We start from the raw sequence: 20,161 nt of genomic DNA, 5'->3' as shown, positions 1-20,161 counted from the left end.
GAAAGAGACGGCTGAGATGGCTCAGCCGATGGAGGATTAAAACATGACAGACAAAAAGAAATTAGTGTTAGTGGATGGAAACAGCCTCGCATATCGAGCTTTCTTTGCTTTGCCGCTATTATCAAATGATAAAGGCGTACATACAAATGCTATTTATGGCTTTGCGATGATCTTAATGAAGATGCTGGAGGACGAGAAGCCAACCCATATGCTCGTCGCATTTGATGCGGGAAAAACAACATTCCGCCACGAGACATTTAAAGAATATAAAGGCGGAAGACAAAAAACCCCGCCAGAGCTATCAGAACAAATGCCGTTCATCCGTGAACTATTAGATGCCTATCAGGTGAAAAGGTACGAGCTTCCTCAATATGAGGCAGATGATATTATCGGTACATTGGCTGTCGAGGCAGAAAAAAACGGCTTTGAAGTCAAAATCTTCACAGGAGATAAAGACTTAACCCAGCTCTCAACAGATCATACGACAGTGGCTATTACGAAAAAAGGCATCACAGAAGTAGAATACTACACACCTGCTCATATTGAAGAAAAATATGGCTTGCGACCAGATCAAATCATTGATATGAAAGGGCTGATGGGAGATTCATCAGATAATATCCCAGGCGTCCCAGGTGTAGGCGAAAAAACAGCCATTAAATTGTTAAAGCAGTTTGAAACAGTTGAGAACCTGCTTGAACATATTGATGAAGTGAGCGGGAAAAAGCTCAAAGAAAAGCTTGAAGAATATAAAGAACAAGCAGTCATGAGTAAAGAGCTGGCGACCATTCTCGTAGAAGCACCTATTGATGTGTCGAGCAAAGATCTCGCCTACGAAGGTCCACACATGGATCAAGTGATCTCTCTTTATAAAGAACTAGGCTTTCAAACCCTGCTAGAGCGTCTAGGAGAAGCACCAGAAACAGATGAACAGGTTGAAGTAGACGCATTAGAAGTGAAAAAAATGACAACTGTAACGGGCGATATACTGACAGATCATGCAGCCCTTGTGGTAGAACAGCTTGGAGATAATTATCACGAAGCGGATTTGATCGGTTTTGCGATCCATAATGAAAATGGTGCGTTTTTTATGACGAAAGAAGATGCGCTTCAATCAGATGCATTTAAAGAATGGGTACAGGATGAAACGAAGAAAAAATGGGTCTTTGATTCAAAAAGAGCAGTTGTCGCTCTCAGATGGCATGATGTCGACCTAAAAGGTGTCGACAATGATGTTCTGCTCGCTTCCTACGTCGTCAACCCGCAGAAATCATATGAAGACGTCGCAAGTGTAGCGAAGGAATATGGTCTGAATATCGCTCTTTCTGATGAAAAAGTATACGGAAAAGGAGCAAAACAGGCGATTCCACCTGAAGATGAACTGAAAGAACATCTTGGACGAAAAGCAGCGGCGATCTCAGCCTTGCATGATTTAACACTAGAAGCATTAGAAAAAAATGATCAGCATGAACTATATGAAGATTTAGAGCTGCCGTTAGCACTCATCTTAGGCGAAATGGAATCTCTTGGAGTAAAGGTAGATCTAAAGCGCCTAGAGAAAATGGGTGAAGAATTAACGAAAAAGCTTAAAGAATATGAAGAAACCATTCACCGCTTAGCAGGAGAAACGTTTAACATCAATTCTCCTAAACAGCTTGGTGTCATCCTTTTTGAAAAATTAGGTCTCCCGATTATCAAGAAGACAAAAACAGGCTATTCAACGTCTGCAGATGTGCTTGAAAAGCTTGAAGATAAGCATGAAATCATTCGATCCATTCTGCACTACAGGCAAATCGGAAAGCTGCAATCGACCTATGTAGAAGGGTTAATGAAAGTAACGCGCAAGGATACCCATAAAGTGCATACAAGGTTTAATCAAGCACTCACCCAAACAGGAAGATTAAGCTCAACAGATCCAAACCTTCAAAACATCCCGATTCGTTTAGAAGAAGGACGGAAGATTCGTCAAGCATTCGTTCCTTCAAAAGAAGGCTGGCTCATGTTTGCAGCTGACTATTCACAAATCGAGCTGCGTGTACTTGCTCATATTTCACAAGATGAGAATTTGATCGAAGCATTTACGCAGGACATGGACATTCACACGAAAACAGCGATGGATGTGTTCCATGTCTCAGAAGATGAAGTGACTTCCGCTATGAGAAGACAAGCCAAGGCGGTAAACTTTGGTATTGTATACGGAATTAGCGATTATGGACTTTCTCAAAACCTTGGGATCACAAGAAAAGAAGCCGCCGCATTTATCGAGCGCTATTTAACAAGCTTTAAAGGCGTGAAAACCTATATGGAAGAAATCGTCCAGGAAGCGAAACAAAAAGGCTACGTCACGACGCTTCTCAAACGCAGACGATATATCCCAGATATCACAAGTCGTAATTTTAATATCAAAAGCTTTGCAGAACGAACAGCCATGAACACACCGATCCAAGGCAGCGCAGCCGATATTATTAAAAAAGCGATGATTGATATGGCGCGAAGGCTCAAAGAAGAAAACCTGCAGACAAATCTTTTATTACAGGTGCACGATGAATTGATCTTCGAAGCGCCGAAAGAAGAAATCGCCATCCTTGAAAAGATTGTTCCTGAAGTCATGGAAAATGCACTTCAGCTTGATGTGCCGCTAAAAGTTGATTTTTCTTCAGGTCCATCTTGGTACGATGCGAAATAAATAATAGAGAGAAAAAGGAGCGAGGAGCATGCCGGAATTACCAGAAGTTGAAACCGTCCGGCGCACTCTCAAGCGGTTAGTCGAAGGAAAGACGATTGAAACGGTCGATATCAAATGGCCAAACATCATCAAACGTCCTGGGGAGCCGGAAGAGTTCGCAAGAAGAATGGTAGGAGAAACCATACAAACCATTGAAAGAAGAGGGAAGTTCCTTCTCTTTCATTTAGACCATTATGTGATGGTCTCTCATTTAAGGATGGAAGGGAAATACCGTGTACATGAAGCGCATGAGCCTTATGATAAACACGTACACGTCGTCTTTACGTTTACAGATGGGACGGAGCTTCGGTACCATGATGTGCGTAAATTTGGCACGATGCATTTATTTCAGCCGGGTGAAGAGGAAAAGGAACTCCCGCTATCACAGCTGGGATATGAACCATTTGATGAACAGTTCACTCCTGAGTATTTATGGGAGAAATTGAAAAAAACAACCCGAATGGTCAAAACAGCACTGCTTGATCAAAAGATTGTCGTAGGACTTGGTAACATTTACGTAGATGAGGTCCTGTTTAAATCAGGGATTCATCCAGAAACAAAAGCGAATCAGCTCAGCCTGGAATCCTGCAAGGTGCTTCACAAACAGATCATCGATACGCTTCAAGTGGCGGTAGATGCGGGAGGAAGCACGATTCGTTCTTATATCAACTCACAAGGAGATATTGGCACATTTCAATTGCAGCTTCTTGTATATGACCGGCGGGGAGAGCCTTGCCAAACATGCGGAAGCATCATTGAGAAAACAGTAGTCGGAGGGCGCGGCACGCACTTTTGTGTGACCTGCCAAAAACGTCCTCAATAAAACTTAGCCATGAGCATGCTTCCTTTTTGCTATGCATACGATAAAAAACATTCATTTTTCAGCAAGGTGTAGACTGACACACAGCCCACCTGCTCTTCATATAGTGAAGGAGAGTCTAAGAACGCCTAGAGACTCTTGATCATCGTTGCATGAACAGAAAGGAAGAGTTCAGGTATGATTTCGATTTCGCTCCTGTTTTTAGCTATTGCAGTCAGCATCGACAGCTTTTCTGTAGGCTTTACGTATGGTCTCCGCAAAATGAGGATCCCATTTAAAGCTATCGTCATTATTGCATGCTGCTCAGGGATTGTGCTGCTCATTTCTATGCTGATTGGCAGCCTGCTGACGACATTTCTCCCTGTTTCAGTGACCGATAAACTGGGGGGAGGCATCTTAATTGCCATTGGCCTTTGGGTCCTGTATCAATTTTACAAACCAGCGAAAGAGCGTGATTTGCTTCTTCATGAAAAGACATTGCTCAATGTGGAAGTCCAATCACTTGGGCTTGTCATTCACATTTTAAGAAAGCCGACAAGTGCAGATATTGACCGATCTGGGACGATTAATGGAATAGAAGCGGTACTTCTTGGAATTGCTTTATCCATTGATGCATTTGGCGCAGGGATTGGCGCAGCGATATTAGGCTTTTCTCCAATTGTCATGAGTATCACGGTGGCAGTGATGAGCTCACTTTTTGTATGTATCGGGCTACGAGCCGGTCATTACTTGGCAAATTGGCGCTGGATCGATAAACTTGCATGTTTACCAGGGCTTCTGCTCATATTAATTGGGGTTTGGAAGCTGTAAAAGGAGGAAATCAATTGACGCTTGTCATTGGATTAACAGGCGGGATTGCTAGCGGAAAAAGCACAGTCTCACAGATGATAAAAGAGCAGGGCATCCGGGTTGTGGACGCAGATGTGATTGCAAAAGAAGCGGTCGCCAAAGGAACACCCGCCCTTCATCATATCGTTCAAACCTTTGGTGAGGGTGTCCTCCTGCCAAATGGAGAGCTAGACCGGCAGCAGCTGGGAGCCATTATTTTTTCTAATGAAGAGAAAAGAAAGCAGCTAAATGCGATCGTTCACCCAGAAGTGCGAAAGGAAATGCTCAGGCAGCGAGATGAAGGAATCGACAGCCGAGAAACATTCGTTGTCCTGGATATCCCGCTTTTATTTGAGAGTCAGCTGGAAAGTCTCGTCGACCGCATTATTGTGGTGTATACAACACCAGAATTACAGCTATCACGACTCATGAATCGAAACGACCTTAGCGCGGAAGAAGCGCTGAATCGGATTCACTCTCAGCAGCCTCTTGAGGAAAAATGTAAGAAAGCAGACCGGGTGATAGAAAATACACAAGATCTCGCTTTTATTAGAAAGCAATTGCAGAACATATTAAATGAATGGGAACATACAGATAAGTAAGAGTACATACACGTACTCTTCTTTTTTTATGCTTTTTATATTTCTCATGAAAAGAACAGCCCTTTTTAGAAAATATACGTTTATATACTGGCAATTACATTCTAATGTGATATACTAATTTCATAAATAAATTTATTGAGTATAACACATAATAGAGGAGTGACCTGTTCATGAAGGTAAAAGCAGCGATCAATGGGTTTGGCAGAATTGGACGCATGGTCTTCAGAAAAGCAATGCTTGATGATCAAATTCAAATTGTAGCGGTGAACGCAAGCTATCCTGCCGAAACGCTAGCACATTTAATTAAATATGATACAAATCATGGACGTTACGAATGCGATGTGACAGCAGAAGATGACGCACTGATTGTAAATGGGAAAAGAGTGCTTTTGCTCAATAACAGAGACCCAAAGCAGCTTCCGTGGGGAGAGCTTGGGATTGATATCGTCATAGAAGCAACCGGAAAATTTAATTCAAAAGATCAAGCGATGGGCCATATAGATGCCGGAGCGAAAAAGGTCGTACTTACAGCTCCAGGTAAAAATGAAGACATTACAATTGTGATGGGTGTCAATGAGGATGATCTTGATCCTGAAAAGCACGTCGTTATTTCAAATGCATCTTGTACAACAAACTGTTTAGCACCAGTTGTCAAATTGTTAGATGATGAATTCGGTATCGACAACGGTTTAATGACAACGGTTCATGCGTATACAAATGATCAAAAAAATATCGACAACCCGCATAAGGATTTGCGTCGGGCAAGAGCATGTGCCCAGTCCATTATTCCAACGACGACGGGTGCCGCTAAAGCGCTTTCTTTAGTGCTGCCGCACATGAAAGGGAAATTGCATGGACTTGCACTTCGCGTGCCAGTTTCCAATGTATCGATGGTTGATCTTGTTGTCGACTTGAAAAAAGATGTCACAGCAGAAGAAGTCAATGCAGCCTTCTCAAATGCATCAAAAACTTCTCTTTCCGGTATTTTAGATTACACGGATGAGCCGCTTGTTTCTACAGACTTTAATACGAACCCTTATTCAGCTGTCATAGATGGACTGACAACGATGGTGATGGGGGATAGAAAAGTAAAAGTTCTTGCATGGTATGACAATGAATGGGGTTATTCATGCAGAGTGGTGGATCTTGTGAAGTTTGTCGGATCGCAGATGAAAGAGCTTTCTGCTGTTTGAAATGAAGAAGACGAACGTCCCTTTTCAAGGAATGAGAGAAAATCCCATTGAAAACACAGCTTGCAAAATGGGTCTAAACAAAGTATACTATTTTTCGTGAACTTCTTGTTCGCAGACTCATTCGGGTATACTTAAAGGGTTAGGACCTCTTTGGACTAACTTTCCCCCGTGGTATATGTCCGGTCCGGCTGCTTAGAACTTCACTCTTTCATTCTTGTTTAAGGGGGGTCCATGATGGAAACAATCGGACGTCACGTTATCTCCGAGCTATGGGGATGCGACTGTGATAAACTGAACGACATGGATTTTATTGAAAAAACGTTTGTAAATGCAGCTTTGAAATCAGGAGCTGAAGTAAGAGAGGTTGCTTTTCACAAATTTGCACCTCAAGGAGTAAGTGGAGTTGTCATTATTTCTGAATCTCATCTGACAATTCACAGCTTTCCTGAACATGGTTATGCGAGCATAGATGTTTATACTTGCGGCGACCTAGATCCGAATATCGCAGCAGATCATATCGGAGATGAATTAGGTGCTGAAACAAGAGAAAACATTGAAATTCCTCGAGGCATGGGACCTGTACAAGTGAAACAGGCACAAGCCAAAGCACTGTAAACATAAAAAAGATTGCAATGGGAGCTGGCCAAAAGCATTGAAATGCCTTTGTGTTATGCTCCTTTTTATATTTCTTTGATAGACAAAATCCAACATTCCCCAACTTGCCTATACTTTTGTTCTAGGAAAACAAAGGTTTTTTTTATAAAATAAAGAAGAGGCATTATGGCAAAGGGGATACGTAGATGACTTTAGGACAAAAGTTCAAACGGTTCATGTCAAACCATACAGAAACATCTGACGAGCATCCAGTGTCAGAACTGAAAAGCCATTACTACAAATCGACGAATGCGCAAGTTTTTCAAGCGCTTGAAGCCATGCTTTCTGGGCACGCTTCCTATCAAGTGACATCTGTTTCAGCAGAACGAGGTGAAATCAGCGCAAACATCAGTATGCCGAAAAAAGCCTTTCTCGTAGCGACTGTCATTTCAATTCGTCCTTTTGAAACAGCTGTCGATTTTAATGTGACAACAGAAACAGCCTTGCCAACAGATTTTGGCTATAGTGAGAAAACTGTTTTTTCCCTTTATGATGAACTAGACAAACAACTTCCAAGAATAGATCGGAGCTGATGAAATGAAATGTCCCACATGTCAGCACCTTGGCACAAGGGTGCTTGATTCAAGACCAGTAGATGAAGGGAAATCCATCCGTCGTAGAAGAGAGTGCGAAAGCTGCCAATATCGCTTTACGACGTTTGAGAAATTAGAAGAATTACCACTGATTGTGGTGAAAAAAGAAGGAATTCGAGAAGAATTCAGCCGCGAAAAGATGCTGAGAGGACTCATTAAAGCATGTGAAAAGCGTCCTGTTGCTTTAAAGCAGCTGGAGGATGTCTGCTTTAATATTGAAAAAGAACTGCGTAATCAAGGCATGTCAGAAGTGAAAAGTGAGCTTGTAGGTGAAATGGTGATGGACGAGCTGGCAAAAATTGATGAAGTGTCTTACGTCAGGTTTGCCTCCGTTTACCGGCAGTTTAAAGATATCAACGTCTTTATTGATGAATTAAAAGATTTATTAAAGAAAGAACGCTAAAAAAGAGCTGAAGATTCTTCACGCTCTTTTTCCTGCGTAAAGCGTAAAACGCAAAAAGGGTGTACAATAGAAACAATTGCAATTCATGGGGAGGATCAGCATATGACAGAGCATTGGAAGGAAGTGCTAGCCGTCGATCCGTATGTCGTCAAAAGCGCTTCATTGCTCGGTGACATCGATAGACAGCTCATCACTCTTTTATATCAGCCGCTTATAGGCATGTCCGCTTTCAGCTTATATATGACGCTGTGGGGAGAGCTGGAACAAAATCGTATGTGGGGAAAACCCGCACCTCATCGGCAGCTCATGGTCATGCTGCAAACGAATTTAAATGATATTTTTGAGGAACGTTTAAAGCTTGAAGCGATTGGGTTACTCCGCACATATGAACAGGAAACGGAAGAAGGCAGACTGTTTACATATGAGCTTGTGCCGCCGCTAAGACCAGATGAGTTTTTCCAAGATGGTATGCTGAATGTCCTGCTGTACCATCGTGTAGAGAAAGCGAAATATATGCAGCTTCGTGATTATTTCTCATATCCCGGTGTTCCGGCAGAGGCAAAGAACATCTCGCGGTCGTTTGAAGAAGTCTTTCACGTATTGCAGCCAGGTGAACGCAGGATGACAGAAGAAATCAATCAGGCGTCATCACTTGATCAGGGCTATGAATATGTGACCGTTGGATCGAGTCAACCGGCTCCTCTCTCAGACGATTCTTTTGATTTCGATTTATTGTTAGCAGGCATGTCTGATATGATGATTCCAAGAAAGGCTTTGACAAAGCAGGTGAAAGAAACCATTAAGAAGTTAGCCGTTGTATACGGCATCACCCCGCTTCAAATGCAAAATATTGTAGCAGGCGCCTGCGGTTCGGATCAAATGATCTCAACAGAAGAGCTGAGAAAAGCAGCAAGAGACTGGTACCAAATTGAATACAGAGGCGAGCAGCCAAAACTCATTGATCAAAAACAGCCAAGACATTTACGTCACGATGCCTCAAAGCCGCCGGCGGCAGATACACCTGATGCCAAATTGATTGAAAAGCTTGATCATATTTCACCAAGGGAGCTGCTAAAAGATATGGCTGACGGCATTGAGCCAACGTATGCCGACTTAAGAATTGTCGAAGATATTATGCTTGAGCAGCAGCTAGAGCCAGGTGTCATGAACGTTTTAATCTACTATACATTACTGAAAACAGATATGAAGCTGTCGAAAACATATATGCAAAAAATCGCCGCTCATTGGGTGAGAAAGAAAATTAAAACCGTAGCGGCGGCCATGAAAATGGCCAAAGAAGAGAACAGGCAAATGACAGAGTGGGCGCAGCAGAAAAAGCAGCGCAGCACATACGGATCAGGGAAAGTTGTCCGTGAAGAGAAGCTTCCTGACTGGATGAAAGAAACCGAAACGAAAGAACAGCCGGCAAAAGAACAAACAGACAACCTATCGACAGAAGACCTCGAACGAGAAAAAGAAAAACTGTTAGATCAGTTTAAAAATATGAAAAAGTACAATGCACATTAAGATGAGGTGAGATGAGGATGAAACCGATCGGTCGTTCATTTGAACAGCTAAAAGGGCGCGTAGATTTTCGTGTAAGATACAATCAGATTAAAGAAAGTGTACTATCTGATGAAAATGTAAAAACCTTTTTACAGGAGCACCAAGAAGACATACACGAAGACATGATCAATCGCAGCTTGAACCGGCTTTTTGAATATGTGCAGCAGTCGAAGGGCTGTTCATATTGCTTAGATGAAGAGAACGTCAATGCGATTTTAGACGGTTATCACCCGAAGCTTGTGATCAAAGGTCAGAGTATTGATATTGAATATTCCCCTTGTCCAGTCAAGCTGCGGCTCGATAGACAGAAAAAACAGCAAGAACTCATGAAAAGCATGTACATTCCGCAAAATGTTCTTCAAGCGACGTTCTCTGATCTGAACGTTGTGGGAAGGCAGGAAGTCATTCAAAAAGTAGGACAATTCCTGCAAAGCTATGATGAGACGGGCAAAGGGAAGGGCTTATATTTACACGGAAAGTTTGGAGTAGGAAAAACGTATATTCTGGCAGCCATTGCGCAGCAGTTAGCGGAGAAGGAATACCCATCCCTCCTTGTGTACGTGCCTGAATTTGTGAGAGAGCTAAAAAATTCGTTAGCCGATCACACACTAGAATCAAAACTGAACATGGTCAAATCCACTCCTATTTTAATGCTTGATGATATTGGGGCAGAGTCGATGACAAGCTGGGTTCGAGATGAACTACTCGGAACGATTTTACAATACCGTATGGCAGAGCAGCTGCCGACTTTCTTCTCTTCTAATTTCGCACCAAGTGAACTGAAGCATCACTTTACGTACTCACAGCGCGGGGAAAAAGAAGAGGTCAAAGCCGCTCGTTTAATGGAACGAATTCTCTATTTAGCAGAGGCAGTCTTGCTCGAAGGAGAAAACCGCCGTCATTTATAAAACCGTCTATCACCTGAAGGAGGAGCAAATGAAATGAACAAAAGAAAATGGCTGCTTTTTCTCGTGATTGCAGGTCTCGCTGTTTTACTTTGGTGGCTGAACAAACAGCATCTTCAGCTGGCGCCGAAAGATGTGAAGAATTGGGTGCTTCAATTTGGACTGCTGGCTCCCTTTGTTTTTCTTTTCTTATCTCTTTTTCGCCCGTTTGTTCTCGTCCCACTTACGGTCTTTTCGCTGGCAGCAGGTTTGGCATTCGGAAGTGTCCTTGGGACGATTTATGCCCTCGTTGGTGCTACTGCCGGGGCAACAGGCTCCTTCTTACTTGCTACAACCTTTCGTTCAAAAAAGAAGGATACAGAATCAAGCAGCCGGAAGCTGAGAGCGGTGACGTCCCGCATTCAGGAGCATGGGTTTCTTTACATTTTGTTATTGCGAATTGCCCCAATCCATTTTGACTTTGTCAGCTATGCGGCAGCAGCTTCACGTGCAAATTATCGTGCATTTACGGCAGCTACCTTTTTAGGCTTAATACCGGGTACAGTTGCATTAAATGTCCTTGGCTCAAGCTTTGTCAGCGGCAATTATGCCGCTTTAGCAATCGTTTGTTTGATTTATCTGATCTTTATCTCAGTTCCGCTCATTTTAAAAAGAAAGATGCCTGATTTATTTTAGGCGTCTATTTTTTATGTTCTCCCCATATATATGTAACAGATGTCGTTAGGGGGGACAAACATGCTTGAAATAATCTTTGAAGATGAATATGATACCGCCGCTTTTTTACATCTTGCTGAACACTTGGACAGTCGGCATCACATGTCAATTCAACAAGGGAAAGACCGGCTTCTCATAGAGGCGAAGGAATCAAAAGAAGGACTTGAGTCCATTGTGCGGCCATTACTAGTTCACTTTTTTTTGGAATGCAAAGAAAATGAGCGCATGCGCAGCATTCTTGAAAACACGTATTTATTTAAAGATCCTGAAGAGCAGCACCAAATTCTTTCAATTGCCCACAGCATCATGAATGGGGATTTAGATGATATTCCCGGCATTCATCAAGAACCGTCAAGAGAAGCCCTGTTAACAAAGGAGCTTGAGACCATTTCTTTACAGCAAGGTATTTTTTCAATTGGTTCATTTATGACATTCAGACTGTCAGAGTATGACAGGAGGCTGAAGAACTATGTTGAAGTCTCCATTGAAGAATACAAAATGGAACAAGAATATCAAAACTTTATTCAATCGCTTCGAGACTATGTGATGGCAAAAGAACCAAAGCTCGAAAAAGTACATGTTGTGCATCAGGATCGCCTGATGATTTGGGAATTTCGGTACGCTTCTGAGCGTGATCAAAAACAATACATAGACAGACAGTTTGTAAGAGAGCATCCAATGTATATTGATTCGCAGCTGATTGCACCACTCGTATCCATAGCGCCCAAAAAGATTGACCTGTTTACAAATGATACGGGTCACTCGATGGTACAGACCATTCAAAATATTTTTCAAGAAAGGGTCGAGGTATTCCCGGCTCATTCATTTCAAGAACACAATGTTCAATTTGTCCATGACCATTTGGGACAGAAAAGTGAAAAGCTTTCTTGATTTTCACGAAAAAACGTTTTATAATACGGTGTAACTTCATACAGAGACCGTATTGATAAGGACATGAACAAATGAATACCCGCTTAAAGAGAGGGAAGCCTTGGCTGAAAGCTTCCTAGCAGAGGACCATTTGCTTTACCACCTTTGAACATCAGCTGTGAACGTTTTAGTAATGGCTGACGGGAATTCCCGTTATCGAAACACAAGCCGTGTTTGCTTATGAAAAAGAAAGCTGCAAATACGGGAAAAAGGGTGGAACCACGATTCCGTTTATTCAACCTCGTCCCTTTCCAGGGGGCGGGGTTTTTATATTGCCAAAAAAAGGAGTGACCAGAGATGTCAGAACAAATTCAACTTACATTTCCAGATGGAGCAGTCAAGGAGTTTGACAAAACAGCTACAACAGAAGACATCGCGGCATCAATTAGCCCAGGCCTAAAGAAAAAAGCGCTTGCCGGTAAATTGAACGGTAAAGAAATAGATCTGCGTACGCCGCTACTAGAAAGTGGAACAATTGAGATCATCACAGATAAAAGTGATGAGGCACTCGATATTATGCGCCACAGCACAGCTCATTTGCTAGCACAGGCAATCAAACGCCTGTATGGAAAAGAGCATCACGTTCAGTTTGGCGTAGGTCCTGTGATTGAAAATGGCTTCTACTACGATGTGGACATCGATGTTGCCATCACACCTGAAGATTTACCAAAGATTGAAAAAGAAATGAAAAAAATCATTAACAGCAATCTGCCAATCGAGCGAATTGAAGTATCAAGAGAAGAAGCGAAAAAACGCTTTGAAGCGATTGGTGATCAATTAAAGCTTGAGCTGTTAGAAGCGATTCCAGAAGGTGAAGCTGTTACGATTTATGAGCAGGGTGAATTCTTTGACCTCTGCCGCGGCATTCACTTGCCATCAACAGGGAAAATCAAAGAGTTTAAGCTGTTAAGCCTTGCAGGTGCATACTGGAGAGGTGACAGCAACAATCAAATGCTTCAGCGTATTTACGGTACAGCTTTCTTCAGCAAAGATGATCTAAATGAGCACTTACGCCTGCTTGAAGAAGCGAAAGAACGCGATCACCGTAAACTAGGAAAAGAGCTAAAACTGTTTGCGAACTCTCAAAAGGTAGGTCAAGGTCTACCACTTTGGCTGCCAAAAGGCGCAACGATCCGCCGCGTGATTGAGCGTTACATTGTCGATAAAGAAGTACGACTTGGTTATGAGCATGTGTATACACCGGTTCTTGCGAATGTCGAATTGTATAAAACATCAGGGCACTGGGCGCATTATCAAGAAGACATGTTCCCTGTGATGGAAATGGACAACGAAGATCTTGTTCTTCGTCCGATGAATTGTCCTCACCATATGATGATTTACAAAAACGAGCCGCATAGCTATCGCGAATTGCCAATTCGTATTGCAGAGCTTGGTACAATGCACCGTTATGAAATGTCAGGTGCTTTATCTGGCCTTCAGCGTGTTCGCGGTATGACATTAAACGATGCACATATCTTTGTACGTCCAGATCAAATCAAAGACGAATTCATTCGTACAGTTCGCCTAATTGAAGAAGTGTATCAAGACTTTGGCTTGAATGACTACACATTCCGCTTATCTTACCGTGATCCAGAAGATACTGAGAAGTATTTCGACGATGATGCAATGTGGAATAAAGCGCAATCGATGCTAAAGGATGCAATGGACGAGCTTGGTCATGACTATTATGAGGCAGAAGGCGAAGCGGCATTTTATGGTCCGAAGCTTGACGTTCAAGTGAAGACAGCTCTTGGAAAAGAAGAGACACTGTCTACTGTACAGCTTGATTTCTTACTTCCAGAGCGCTTCGATCTCACATATATCGGAGAAGATGGCAAGCACCATCGTCCAGTCGTGATTCATAGAGGTGTTGTTTCTACAATGGAGCGTTTTGTTGCCTTCTTAATTGAAGAATACAAAGGAGCCCTTCCAACTTGGCTGGCACCTGTACAATTCCAAGTCATACCGGTTTCACCGTCTGTCCATTTAGACTATGCGAAAAAAGTACAAGAACGTTTGCAGCTTGAAGGTCTTCGTGTAGAGCTTGACAGCCGTGATGAAAAAATCGGATACAAGATTAGAGAAGCGCAAATGCAAAAGATCCCATACATGCTAGTCGTCGGAGATCAAGAAGCAGAAAATGGCGCAGTCAATGTAAGAAAATACGGAGAGCAAGATTCAGAAACAATGGATCTTGAAGCCTTTGTGAAACATGCAGTAGCAGAAGCGAAAAAATAATCTTTTTCAAGCGAAGCAGCCAGTGATCTTTCTCTTTAGATCACTGGCTTTTTCTTTTTGGGGAAAATCCTCCACTAGTGATCCAGTCCCTTGAATGATACGTTTAGATAGTGCGAAAGTATGGGTAAGTATGTACTATTGGTTCGAGTTAAATTGGGGGAATGAAAGCGATGACGCAAACAACAAACACTTTATCATCACAAGTATTGGAGCGATCAGCAGTACTTCGTGCATTGGAACACTCACTGGCGATGATTGAATTTGATGTGACAGGTGAAGTCCTATGGGTCAATGATATTTTTGCAAAAGCCATGGGCTATTCAAAGCAAGAGATGATTGGTTTAAAACATAGACAGTTTTGTCCTCCTCATATTGCAGAACACGCAAGCTATCAAATGTTTTGGAAGCGTTTGAAAGAGGGGCAAGTCTTTCAGGAAAAGGTGCAGCGGACGACGAAGAATGGTGACAGCTTATGGCTTGAAGCGACATATACACCTGTCCGCAATGAAGAGGGACACGTAGTGGGTGTTGTGAAAGTGGCAACAGACATAACAGAGAGAGAAAACACGATGAAACAGGTCGTAGACGATTTAAAGGAGATGTCTGCGAAATTGATGGAGCGAGCAGAAGTGGGCATCCAGCATAGTCAAAGAGTCAATATCTCCTTTGATCATATAGCAAACGAAACAGATCAAAATATGAGCTTACTAGAAGGATTAACAGAGCAGGTAGAGTCCATCAGCTCCATCGCTACAACGATTAACAGCATTTCCTCACAAACCCAGCTCCTTGCATTAAATGCGGCGATCGAAGCAGCCCATGCAGGTTCCTATGGAAATGGCTTTAGTGTAGTGGCGGCAGAAATTAGAAAGCTTGCAACTAATTCAAAAGAAGCGATTGTCAAAGTAGATCAATATGTAAAGGCGATTCATGCAGAAGTAGAGAAGGTCAGCAGCGGAACGAGCCGGGCCAAGACAACCGTGTTTACAAATCGTGATCTTGTGAAGCAGGCAAGCGAGGAATTTATAAATATAGGAGAAGCAGCCCGCAGCTTAGACAAGCAAGCGCAAAGTCTAGCGGTCATTGTGTAGTTTGAGCACACAAAAACACCCAATCTCGTCAGGGAAAGGGTGTTTTTTGTGTTCTATTTTAATATATCAAACAATTCATGTAAGTCTTTGATTTCATAATCTGGCGTTACATCTGTTTCATTCTTTTTGCCATGCCGATTGATCCAAACGGTTTGAATCCCGGCTCGAGATGCCCCAAGAATATCTGTTTTTGGATTGTCTCCGACCATGATCACATCGTCTTTTGTTAGATTTAACAGCTGAAGGCAGTGTTCAAAGATGCCAGGGTCAGGTTTGCCTTTCCCGTAATCTCCTGAAATCACAATTTCATTAAAATAAGGCGCAAGCTCAGGAACACCTGCTAGTTTTTCTTTTTGAAGACTAGGATCTCCGTTTGTTAAAAGGAGCAATTCATAGCTGCCTTTCAGACGGTCTAAAACAGGGTACGTTTCTTCATAGACAAATGGGCGTTTTCTCCGCTCGGCTGCAAAAAAATCAGCCAAATATTGTCCAAATGCCTCATCGTCAATTCCTGCTTCTTTTAAGCCATTGGTCCAAGCGTTCTTGCGGTACTCTGGTGCAAGGGCATTCAATTTTTGAAAGCCTTCGCTAATCGGTTCACTAAAATTGGACCACAGTCCTTCGAAAGGATTAATTCCGATCATGACAGTATAATCATATGTTTCATAGGACGAATACAGCTTTCTTGCTTCTTCACGAACAATCTGTTCAAATGTTTCTGGATTCAGTCCATATTTTTTTTCCGCTTCGCGGCATGTTTCCTGAAAAGTGGTATGAATGCTTTTTTCATCCCAAAGCAAAGTATCATCTAAATCGAAAAATACGGCTTTCATGATCTTCTCCCTTGTTATGTATGTGTTACCTTCAATTGCAAGTGACGGCTCAAGTTCATTTTACAATAGAAGATGAGGGCAATAAAGAAAAGATTTGAGAGATATTTGAACATTGACCGCACATGATAGAATAGAAAGACAGTAAATAATACATACATCAATTGAGGTGGCAGGTTTGCTTCATTTAATTATTATGATGATCGAGCGTGTTGGGATCATCGTTATTTTAGGGTTTGTGCTTGCACATGTGAAGGGCTTTCGCAATCTATTGCTTCATAATGAAGGGTTTCGAAAAAAGGCAGTTCTTGTCTTTATTTTTGCTTCTTTTAGTATTATCAGCAATTATACAGGAATTGAAATCCAGCAGCAGATGGTCATGAATCATGAGTTTTCCTATCATCTAGGCTCGTCAAGCTCAATTGCCAATACAAGAATCATGGGAATCGAAATGGGCGGATTAATAGGAGGGCCATTTGTTGGCATTGGTGCAGGGCTTCTAGCTGGGATTCATCGCTATTCATTAGGAGGAAGCACGGCACTCAGCTGTGCGATTTCTTCGATTTTAGCCGGTGTGATTGCTGGCTATGTCGGCAGCAGGTTTAAGCGGAAGAATCGAATGGTGACACCTCGCCAAGCCGCACTTTTTGGTGTGGCAATGGAATCCTTGCAAATGATCATTATTCTTCTATTTGCAAGACCATTTGCTGATGCTTGGGGGCTTGTGAGTATCATTGCTTTGCCGATGATTTTTGTGAATGGAATTGGCAGCTTTATCTTTTTATCGATTTTACAGTCAGTCATTAGGCAAGAAGAGCAGGCAAAGGCGATGCAGACACACCGTGTATTTTCAATCGCTGATCAAACGCTGCCTTTCTTCCGCCAAGGGTTAAATGAACAGTCATGTAAAAGCGTGGCGGAGATCATTCATCGATTAACAGAAACAGATGCGGTCTCCTTAACCGATACAGAAAAGATTTTAGCGCATGTTGGAGATGGGACGGATCATCATATTCCATCGAAAAGCCTCATTACAGGGCTGTCGAAACAAGTATTGATGAGCGGCAAAATTATGAAGGCGCATTCGAAAGATGAAATCAATTGTTCAGTCACCCATTGCCCGCTTCAAGCGGCGATTGTGCTGCCCCTTACCTCCAATGGTCAAACGATCGGAACGTTAAAAATGTATTTCAATTCTCCGGTCGGATTAAGCAGGGTGGAAGAGGAGCTTGCAGAAGGCCTGGCAATGCTGTTTTCCACACAGCTTGAGCTTGGGGAGGCAGAAACCCAAAGCCGTCTGCTAAAAGATGCAGAGATCAAAGCGCTTCAAGCGCAAGTGAATCCGCACTTTTTATTTAACGCCATTAATACCATCTCTGTCTTGTGTAGAACGAACGTAGAGATGGCTAGGAAGCTGCTGCTGCAACTGAGTATTTATTTTCGATCCAATTTGCAAGGCGCCCGCCAGCTGCTCATTCCACTTCATAAAGAAATTCAGCATGTAGAAGCATATTTGTCACTTGAACAAGCGAGATTTCCAAATAAATACCATGTGACCTTTCAAATTGAAAAGGAGCTGGAGCAGGTGATGATTCCACCATTTGTGCTTCAGGTGCTTGTTGAAAACGCAGTGAGACACGCTTTTCCTAAACATCAAACGAGCTGTGAAGTCATCGTATCCGCTGTGATGAAAGATGGGCATGTCAATATGAAAGTGACGGATAATGGACAGGGAATCGAGAATGACAAGATGGCTCAGCTATTAAAAGCGCCTGTTGAATCCAAAGAAGGAACAGGTACGGCTCTTTTTAATTTAGATCAGCGGTTAAGAGGGATTTTTGGCAGACAAGCCGCTTTATCCATTCATAGCGATCAAGGCACTGACATCTCATTTCGCATTCCAATGGACTATGTAAAAAAGGATGATTTTCGTTGATAAACGTATTAATCGTAGATGATGAAGTGTTAGCAAGAGATGAATTAAAATACTTATTACGCAGAACGAAAGAGGATGTTCAAATAGAGGAAGCAGAAAATATAGAATCTGCTTTTGACCGGATGGTGGATCATAAGCCGGACCTGCTCTTTTTAGACATTGATTTATCAGGTGAAAATGGATTTGATATTGCCAAAAGGCTCAACCGGATGTCTGATCCGCCAGCGATTGTATTTGCGACAGCATTTGATCAGTATGCGCTGAAGGCGTTTGAGGTCAGTGCGCTTGATTATTTAACAAAACCATTTGATGAAGAACGGCTTTTGCAAACGATCCAAAAGTTTAAAAAGTGGAAATCTGTTGAGACGCAAGACCACCAGCTGTCAGATGAGAAAATCCCCCATCAGCAAAAGCTAGCCATTTCAGTTGATGACTCAATTGTCATTCTGCAAGTAGAAGAGATCATGTATGTAGGGCTCAGTGAGGGGAAAAAGGTCGTGAAAACAAAGGATCACATGTATGAGGTCACAGAACCGCTTGTGGTCATTGAAAAGAAACTCCCTGAGGCTTACTTTATGAGGGTTCATCGAAGTTATATCGTGAACACCTCTCATATGAAAGAAGTACAGCCGTGGTTTAATTCGACGTATAATCTACATATGACAGACGGGTCGATTATTCCTGTCAGCCGCACTTACGCCAAAGAACTAAAGAAGTCGCTCCTGCTAGAGTAGGACGGCTTTTTTATTTGTATTTCAATACTCGTTTTCTGCATTTCATTCATTGAATTCGGCGAGTTTGATTGTAAACGCTTCATTCATTTATTTCATGCCGTATACTGAGGGCAGTCGAAGAAAGAGGTGAAGGGGCATGAGTGCCACTAAAGTATATGGATTTCTATCTCAAGCATTTATCTTTGCAACCGTAATGTTCGTTTCTAATCTCATTTCAATGTATTTACCAATTCCGATGCCTGCATCTGTGATTGGTCTGGTTCTATTATTTGTTTTGCTGACAACGAAAATCGTCAAACTGGAGCAAGTGGAGCAATTAGGTACATCATTGACAGGGCTCATTAGCTTTCTATTTGTTCCCTCTGGTATCTCGGTTATTCAATCACTAGGTGTCATGCAAGAAGTAGGTGTGCAAGTCGTCGGTGTCATTATCATTGCAACGATTATGTTACTAGCAGCGACAGGGCTATTCACGCAGCTTCTCATGCAATTATCAGACAAACCACAGAAACGTAAAGAGACAAAGGAGAGCAAATCGACTCCTTCTCATTCTAATAAACCAGCTTCAAGTACGCATTAAAGGAGAGATGCAGGATGGGTACAAGTACGATGAGTCCTTATTTTGGTATAGTCGTCTCATTGGTCGCCTTTGGAATCGGTACATTCTTATTTAAAAAATCAAAAGGCTTCTTCTTATTCACACCACTTTTTGTGGCCATGGTGTTAGGTATTTTATTTTTAAAAATTGGCGGTTTTTCCTATGCAGATTATAATGAGGGCGGCAAGATTATCAAGTTTTTCTTAGAGCCTGCGACGATTGCTTTTGCTATTCCGCTTTATAAGCAGCGCGCATTGCTTAAAAAATATTGGTGGCAGATTTTATCCGCTATTTTTGTAGGATCACTTTGCTCCATTACAATTGTGTATGTCGTAGCAAAAGGAATTCATCTTGATGCGGCTGTAATGAAAAGTATGCTCCCACAGGCAGCGACGACAGCGATTGCTCTTCCGATTGCAAAGGATATTGGCGGAATTGCAGATATCACAGCCTTTGCGGTCATATTTAATGCAGTCATTGTGTATGCACTAGGTGCTTTCTTCTTAAAATGGTTTCGAATTAAAAATCCAGTGGCAAAAGGGCTTGCACTCGGTACATCAGGACATGCACTTGGCGTCTCTGTTGGGATTGAGATGGGAGAAGTAGAAGCGGCCATGGCAAGTATCGCCGTTGTGGTCGTAGGAGTTGTGACCGTCATTGTCATCCCAATCTTTATGCAATTCATTCTTTGATGGCGTCATTGTTTTGAAAAAGCCTTGCCCAATTCGTTTAATCATGCTAAAATGAAAAAGTTGTTTCAAGAGTTCGCTTACTTGACGGACAAATGAAAATTGTGTAGAATTA

At 42.3% G+C, this 20,161-nt stretch carries 19 protein-coding genes and 1 other annotated feature; of the genes, 18 read left to right on the top strand and 1 reads right to left on the bottom strand.

Annotated elements, in window-relative coordinates:
* Positions 1–43: 43 nt before the first annotated feature.
* The 14 genes from polA to MKY83_RS13710 all read left to right on the top strand — a co-directional run bounded on the left by polA (position 44) and on the right by MKY83_RS13710 (position 15,259).
* Complete coding sequence (polA, locus tag MKY83_RS13775) at positions 44–2,683, top strand: DNA polymerase I (RefSeq protein WP_065098576.1); 2,640 nt, start codon at positions 44–46, stop codon at positions 2,681–2,683.
* Positions 2,684–2,711: 28 nt separating this feature from the next.
* Positions 2,712–3,545 carry a DNA-formamidopyrimidine glycosylase gene (gene mutM / locus MKY83_RS13770; RefSeq protein WP_065098575.1) on the top strand — a complete coding sequence of 278 codons (834 nt, stop codon included), beginning with the start codon at positions 2,712–2,714 and terminating at the stop codon, positions 3,543–3,545.
* Positions 3,546–3,719: 174 nt separating this feature from the next.
* Positions 3,720–4,352 (top strand): sporulation membrane protein YtaF, encoded by a 633-nt coding sequence (gene ytaF, locus MKY83_RS13765; protein WP_003216274.1) that lies wholly within the window; start codon positions 3,720–3,722, stop codon positions 4,350–4,352.
* A 14-nt stretch (positions 4,353–4,366) separates the two neighbouring features.
* Positions 4,367–4,972 carry a dephospho-CoA kinase gene (gene coaE / locus MKY83_RS13760; RefSeq protein WP_050943596.1) on the top strand — a complete coding sequence of 202 codons (606 nt, stop codon included), beginning with the start codon at positions 4,367–4,369 and terminating at the stop codon, positions 4,970–4,972.
* A gap of 170 nt (positions 4,973–5,142) precedes the next feature.
* Complete coding sequence (locus MKY83_RS13755) at positions 5,143–6,165, top strand: glyceraldehyde-3-phosphate dehydrogenase (protein WP_065098574.1); 1,023 nt, start codon at positions 5,143–5,145, stop codon at positions 6,163–6,165.
* Positions 6,166–6,399: 234 nt separating this feature from the next.
* On the top strand, positions 6,400–6,780 hold the full coding sequence (gene speD / locus MKY83_RS13750) for an adenosylmethionine decarboxylase (RefSeq protein WP_003216492.1): 381 nt from the start codon (positions 6,400–6,402) through the stop codon (positions 6,778–6,780).
* 185 nt (positions 6,781–6,965) lie between these two features.
* Positions 6,966–7,352 (top strand): hypothetical protein, encoded by a 387-nt coding sequence (locus tag MKY83_RS13745; RefSeq protein ID WP_044140645.1) that lies wholly within the window; start codon positions 6,966–6,968, stop codon positions 7,350–7,352.
* A gap of 4 nt (positions 7,353–7,356) precedes the next feature.
* Positions 7,357–7,815, top strand: a complete 459-nt coding sequence (gene nrdR, locus MKY83_RS13740) for a transcriptional regulator NrdR (protein ID WP_003216720.1) — start codon at positions 7,357–7,359, stop codon at positions 7,813–7,815.
* 102 nt (positions 7,816–7,917) lie between these two features.
* Positions 7,918–9,342: a replication initiation and membrane attachment family protein gene (locus MKY83_RS13735; RefSeq protein ID WP_185107118.1), complete on the top strand. Its 1,425-nt coding sequence runs from the start codon at positions 7,918–7,920 to the stop codon at positions 9,340–9,342.
* Between the two features lie 17 nt (positions 9,343–9,359).
* Positions 9,360–10,289 carry a primosomal protein DnaI gene (gene dnaI, locus MKY83_RS13730; RefSeq protein WP_185107116.1) on the top strand — a complete coding sequence of 310 codons (930 nt, stop codon included), beginning with the start codon at positions 9,360–9,362 and terminating at the stop codon, positions 10,287–10,289.
* 33 nt (positions 10,290–10,322) lie between these two features.
* Positions 10,323–10,961 (top strand): TVP38/TMEM64 family protein, encoded by a 639-nt coding sequence (locus MKY83_RS13725; protein WP_044140648.1) that lies wholly within the window; start codon positions 10,323–10,325, stop codon positions 10,959–10,961.
* A gap of 60 nt (positions 10,962–11,021) precedes the next feature.
* Positions 11,022–11,891 carry a putative sporulation protein YtxC gene (ytxC, locus tag MKY83_RS13720; RefSeq protein ID WP_185107115.1) on the top strand — a complete coding sequence of 290 codons (870 nt, stop codon included), beginning with the start codon at positions 11,022–11,024 and terminating at the stop codon, positions 11,889–11,891.
* A gap of 43 nt (positions 11,892–11,934) precedes the next feature.
* Positions 11,935–12,182: a binding site (T-box leader), on the top strand.
* Positions 12,183–12,227: 45 nt separating this feature from the next.
* On the top strand, positions 12,228–14,168 hold the full coding sequence (gene thrS, locus MKY83_RS13715; RefSeq protein WP_065098569.1) for a threonine--tRNA ligase: 1,941 nt from the start codon (positions 12,228–12,230) through the stop codon (positions 14,166–14,168).
* Between the two features lie 170 nt (positions 14,169–14,338).
* A complete protein-coding gene (locus tag MKY83_RS13710) occupies positions 14,339–15,259 on the top strand; it encodes a methyl-accepting chemotaxis protein (protein ID WP_065098568.1) in 921 nt (306 codons plus the stop codon).
* A 53-nt stretch (positions 15,260–15,312) separates the two neighbouring features.
* Here the strand turns inward: MKY83_RS13710 and MKY83_RS13705 are convergent, their stop codons facing one another.
* Positions 15,313–16,092 carry an HAD family hydrolase gene (locus tag MKY83_RS13705; protein ID WP_061409040.1) on the bottom strand — a complete coding sequence of 260 codons (780 nt, stop codon included), beginning with the start codon at positions 16,090–16,092 and terminating at the stop codon, positions 15,313–15,315.
* Positions 16,093–16,267: 175 nt separating this feature from the next.
* Here MKY83_RS13705 and MKY83_RS13700 point away from each other — a divergent pair, with 175 nt between their 5' ends.
* From MKY83_RS13700 to lrgB, 4 genes are all read left to right on the top strand, one after another.
* Entirely contained in the window at positions 16,268–18,025 is a 1,758-nt protein-coding gene (locus MKY83_RS13700; RefSeq protein ID WP_217012274.1) for a sensor histidine kinase, read from the top strand.
* Positions 18,022–18,759 carry a LytTR family transcriptional regulator DNA-binding domain-containing protein gene (locus tag MKY83_RS13695; protein WP_044139936.1) on the top strand — a complete coding sequence of 246 codons (738 nt, stop codon included), beginning with the start codon at positions 18,022–18,024 and terminating at the stop codon, positions 18,757–18,759. The genes MKY83_RS13700 and MKY83_RS13695 overlap by 4 nt, the downstream gene beginning before the upstream one ends.
* A 136-nt stretch (positions 18,760–18,895) precedes the next feature.
* Positions 18,896–19,339: an antiholin-like murein hydrolase modulator LrgA gene (gene lrgA / locus MKY83_RS13690; RefSeq protein ID WP_003216712.1), complete on the top strand. Its 444-nt coding sequence runs from the start codon at positions 18,896–18,898 to the stop codon at positions 19,337–19,339.
* Between the two features lie 14 nt (positions 19,340–19,353).
* Complete coding sequence (lrgB, locus tag MKY83_RS13685; protein ID WP_170966027.1) at positions 19,354–20,049, top strand: antiholin-like protein LrgB; 696 nt, start codon at positions 19,354–19,356, stop codon at positions 20,047–20,049.
* Positions 20,050–20,161: the final 112 nt, after the last annotated feature.

This window comes from Bacillus sp. FSL M8-0266 (assembly GCF_038613425.1).
GTDB classification, from domain to species: Bacteria; Bacillota; Bacilli; order Bacillales; family Bacillaceae; genus Bacillus; species Bacillus pumilus.
This window is presented reverse-complemented; position numbering and strand designations above follow the sequence as displayed.

Bases quoted from the DNA above. Each gene is read 5' to 3' on its own strand.
- polA (WP_065098576.1), top strand. From the start codon at position 44: ATGACAGACAAAAAGAAATTAGTGTTAGTGGATGGAAACAGCCTCGCA.
- mutM (WP_065098575.1), top strand. From the start codon at position 2,712: ATGCCGGAATTACCAGAAGTTGAAACCGTCCGGCGCACTCTCAAGCGG.
- ytaF (WP_003216274.1), top strand. From the start codon at position 3,720: ATGATTTCGATTTCGCTCCTGTTTTTAGCTATTGCAGTCAGCATCGAC.
- MKY83_RS13755 (WP_065098574.1), top strand. From the start codon at position 5,143: ATGAAGGTAAAAGCAGCGATCAATGGGTTTGGCAGAATTGGACGCATG.
- speD (WP_003216492.1), top strand. From the start codon at position 6,400: ATGGAAACAATCGGACGTCACGTTATCTCCGAGCTATGGGGATGCGAC.
- MKY83_RS13745 (WP_044140645.1), top strand. From the start codon at position 6,966: ATGACTTTAGGACAAAAGTTCAAACGGTTCATGTCAAACCATACAGAA.
- nrdR (WP_003216720.1), top strand. From the start codon at position 7,357: ATGAAATGTCCCACATGTCAGCACCTTGGCACAAGGGTGCTTGATTCA.
- MKY83_RS13735 (WP_185107118.1), top strand. From the start codon at position 7,918: ATGACAGAGCATTGGAAGGAAGTGCTAGCCGTCGATCCGTATGTCGTC.
- dnaI (WP_185107116.1), top strand. From the start codon at position 9,360: ATGAAACCGATCGGTCGTTCATTTGAACAGCTAAAAGGGCGCGTAGAT.
- MKY83_RS13725 (WP_044140648.1), top strand. From the start codon at position 10,323: ATGAACAAAAGAAAATGGCTGCTTTTTCTCGTGATTGCAGGTCTCGCT.
- ytxC (WP_185107115.1), top strand. From the start codon at position 11,022: ATGCTTGAAATAATCTTTGAAGATGAATATGATACCGCCGCTTTTTTA.
- thrS (WP_065098569.1), top strand. From the start codon at position 12,228: ATGTCAGAACAAATTCAACTTACATTTCCAGATGGAGCAGTCAAGGAG.
- MKY83_RS13710 (WP_065098568.1), top strand. From the start codon at position 14,339: ATGACGCAAACAACAAACACTTTATCATCACAAGTATTGGAGCGATCA.
- MKY83_RS13705 (WP_061409040.1), bottom strand. From the start codon at position 16,092: ATGAAAGCCGTATTTTTCGATTTAGATGATACTTTGCTTTGGGATGAA.
- lrgA (WP_003216712.1), top strand. From the start codon at position 18,896: ATGAGTGCCACTAAAGTATATGGATTTCTATCTCAAGCATTTATCTTT.
- lrgB (WP_170966027.1), top strand. From the start codon at position 19,354: ATGGGTACAAGTACGATGAGTCCTTATTTTGGTATAGTCGTCTCATTG.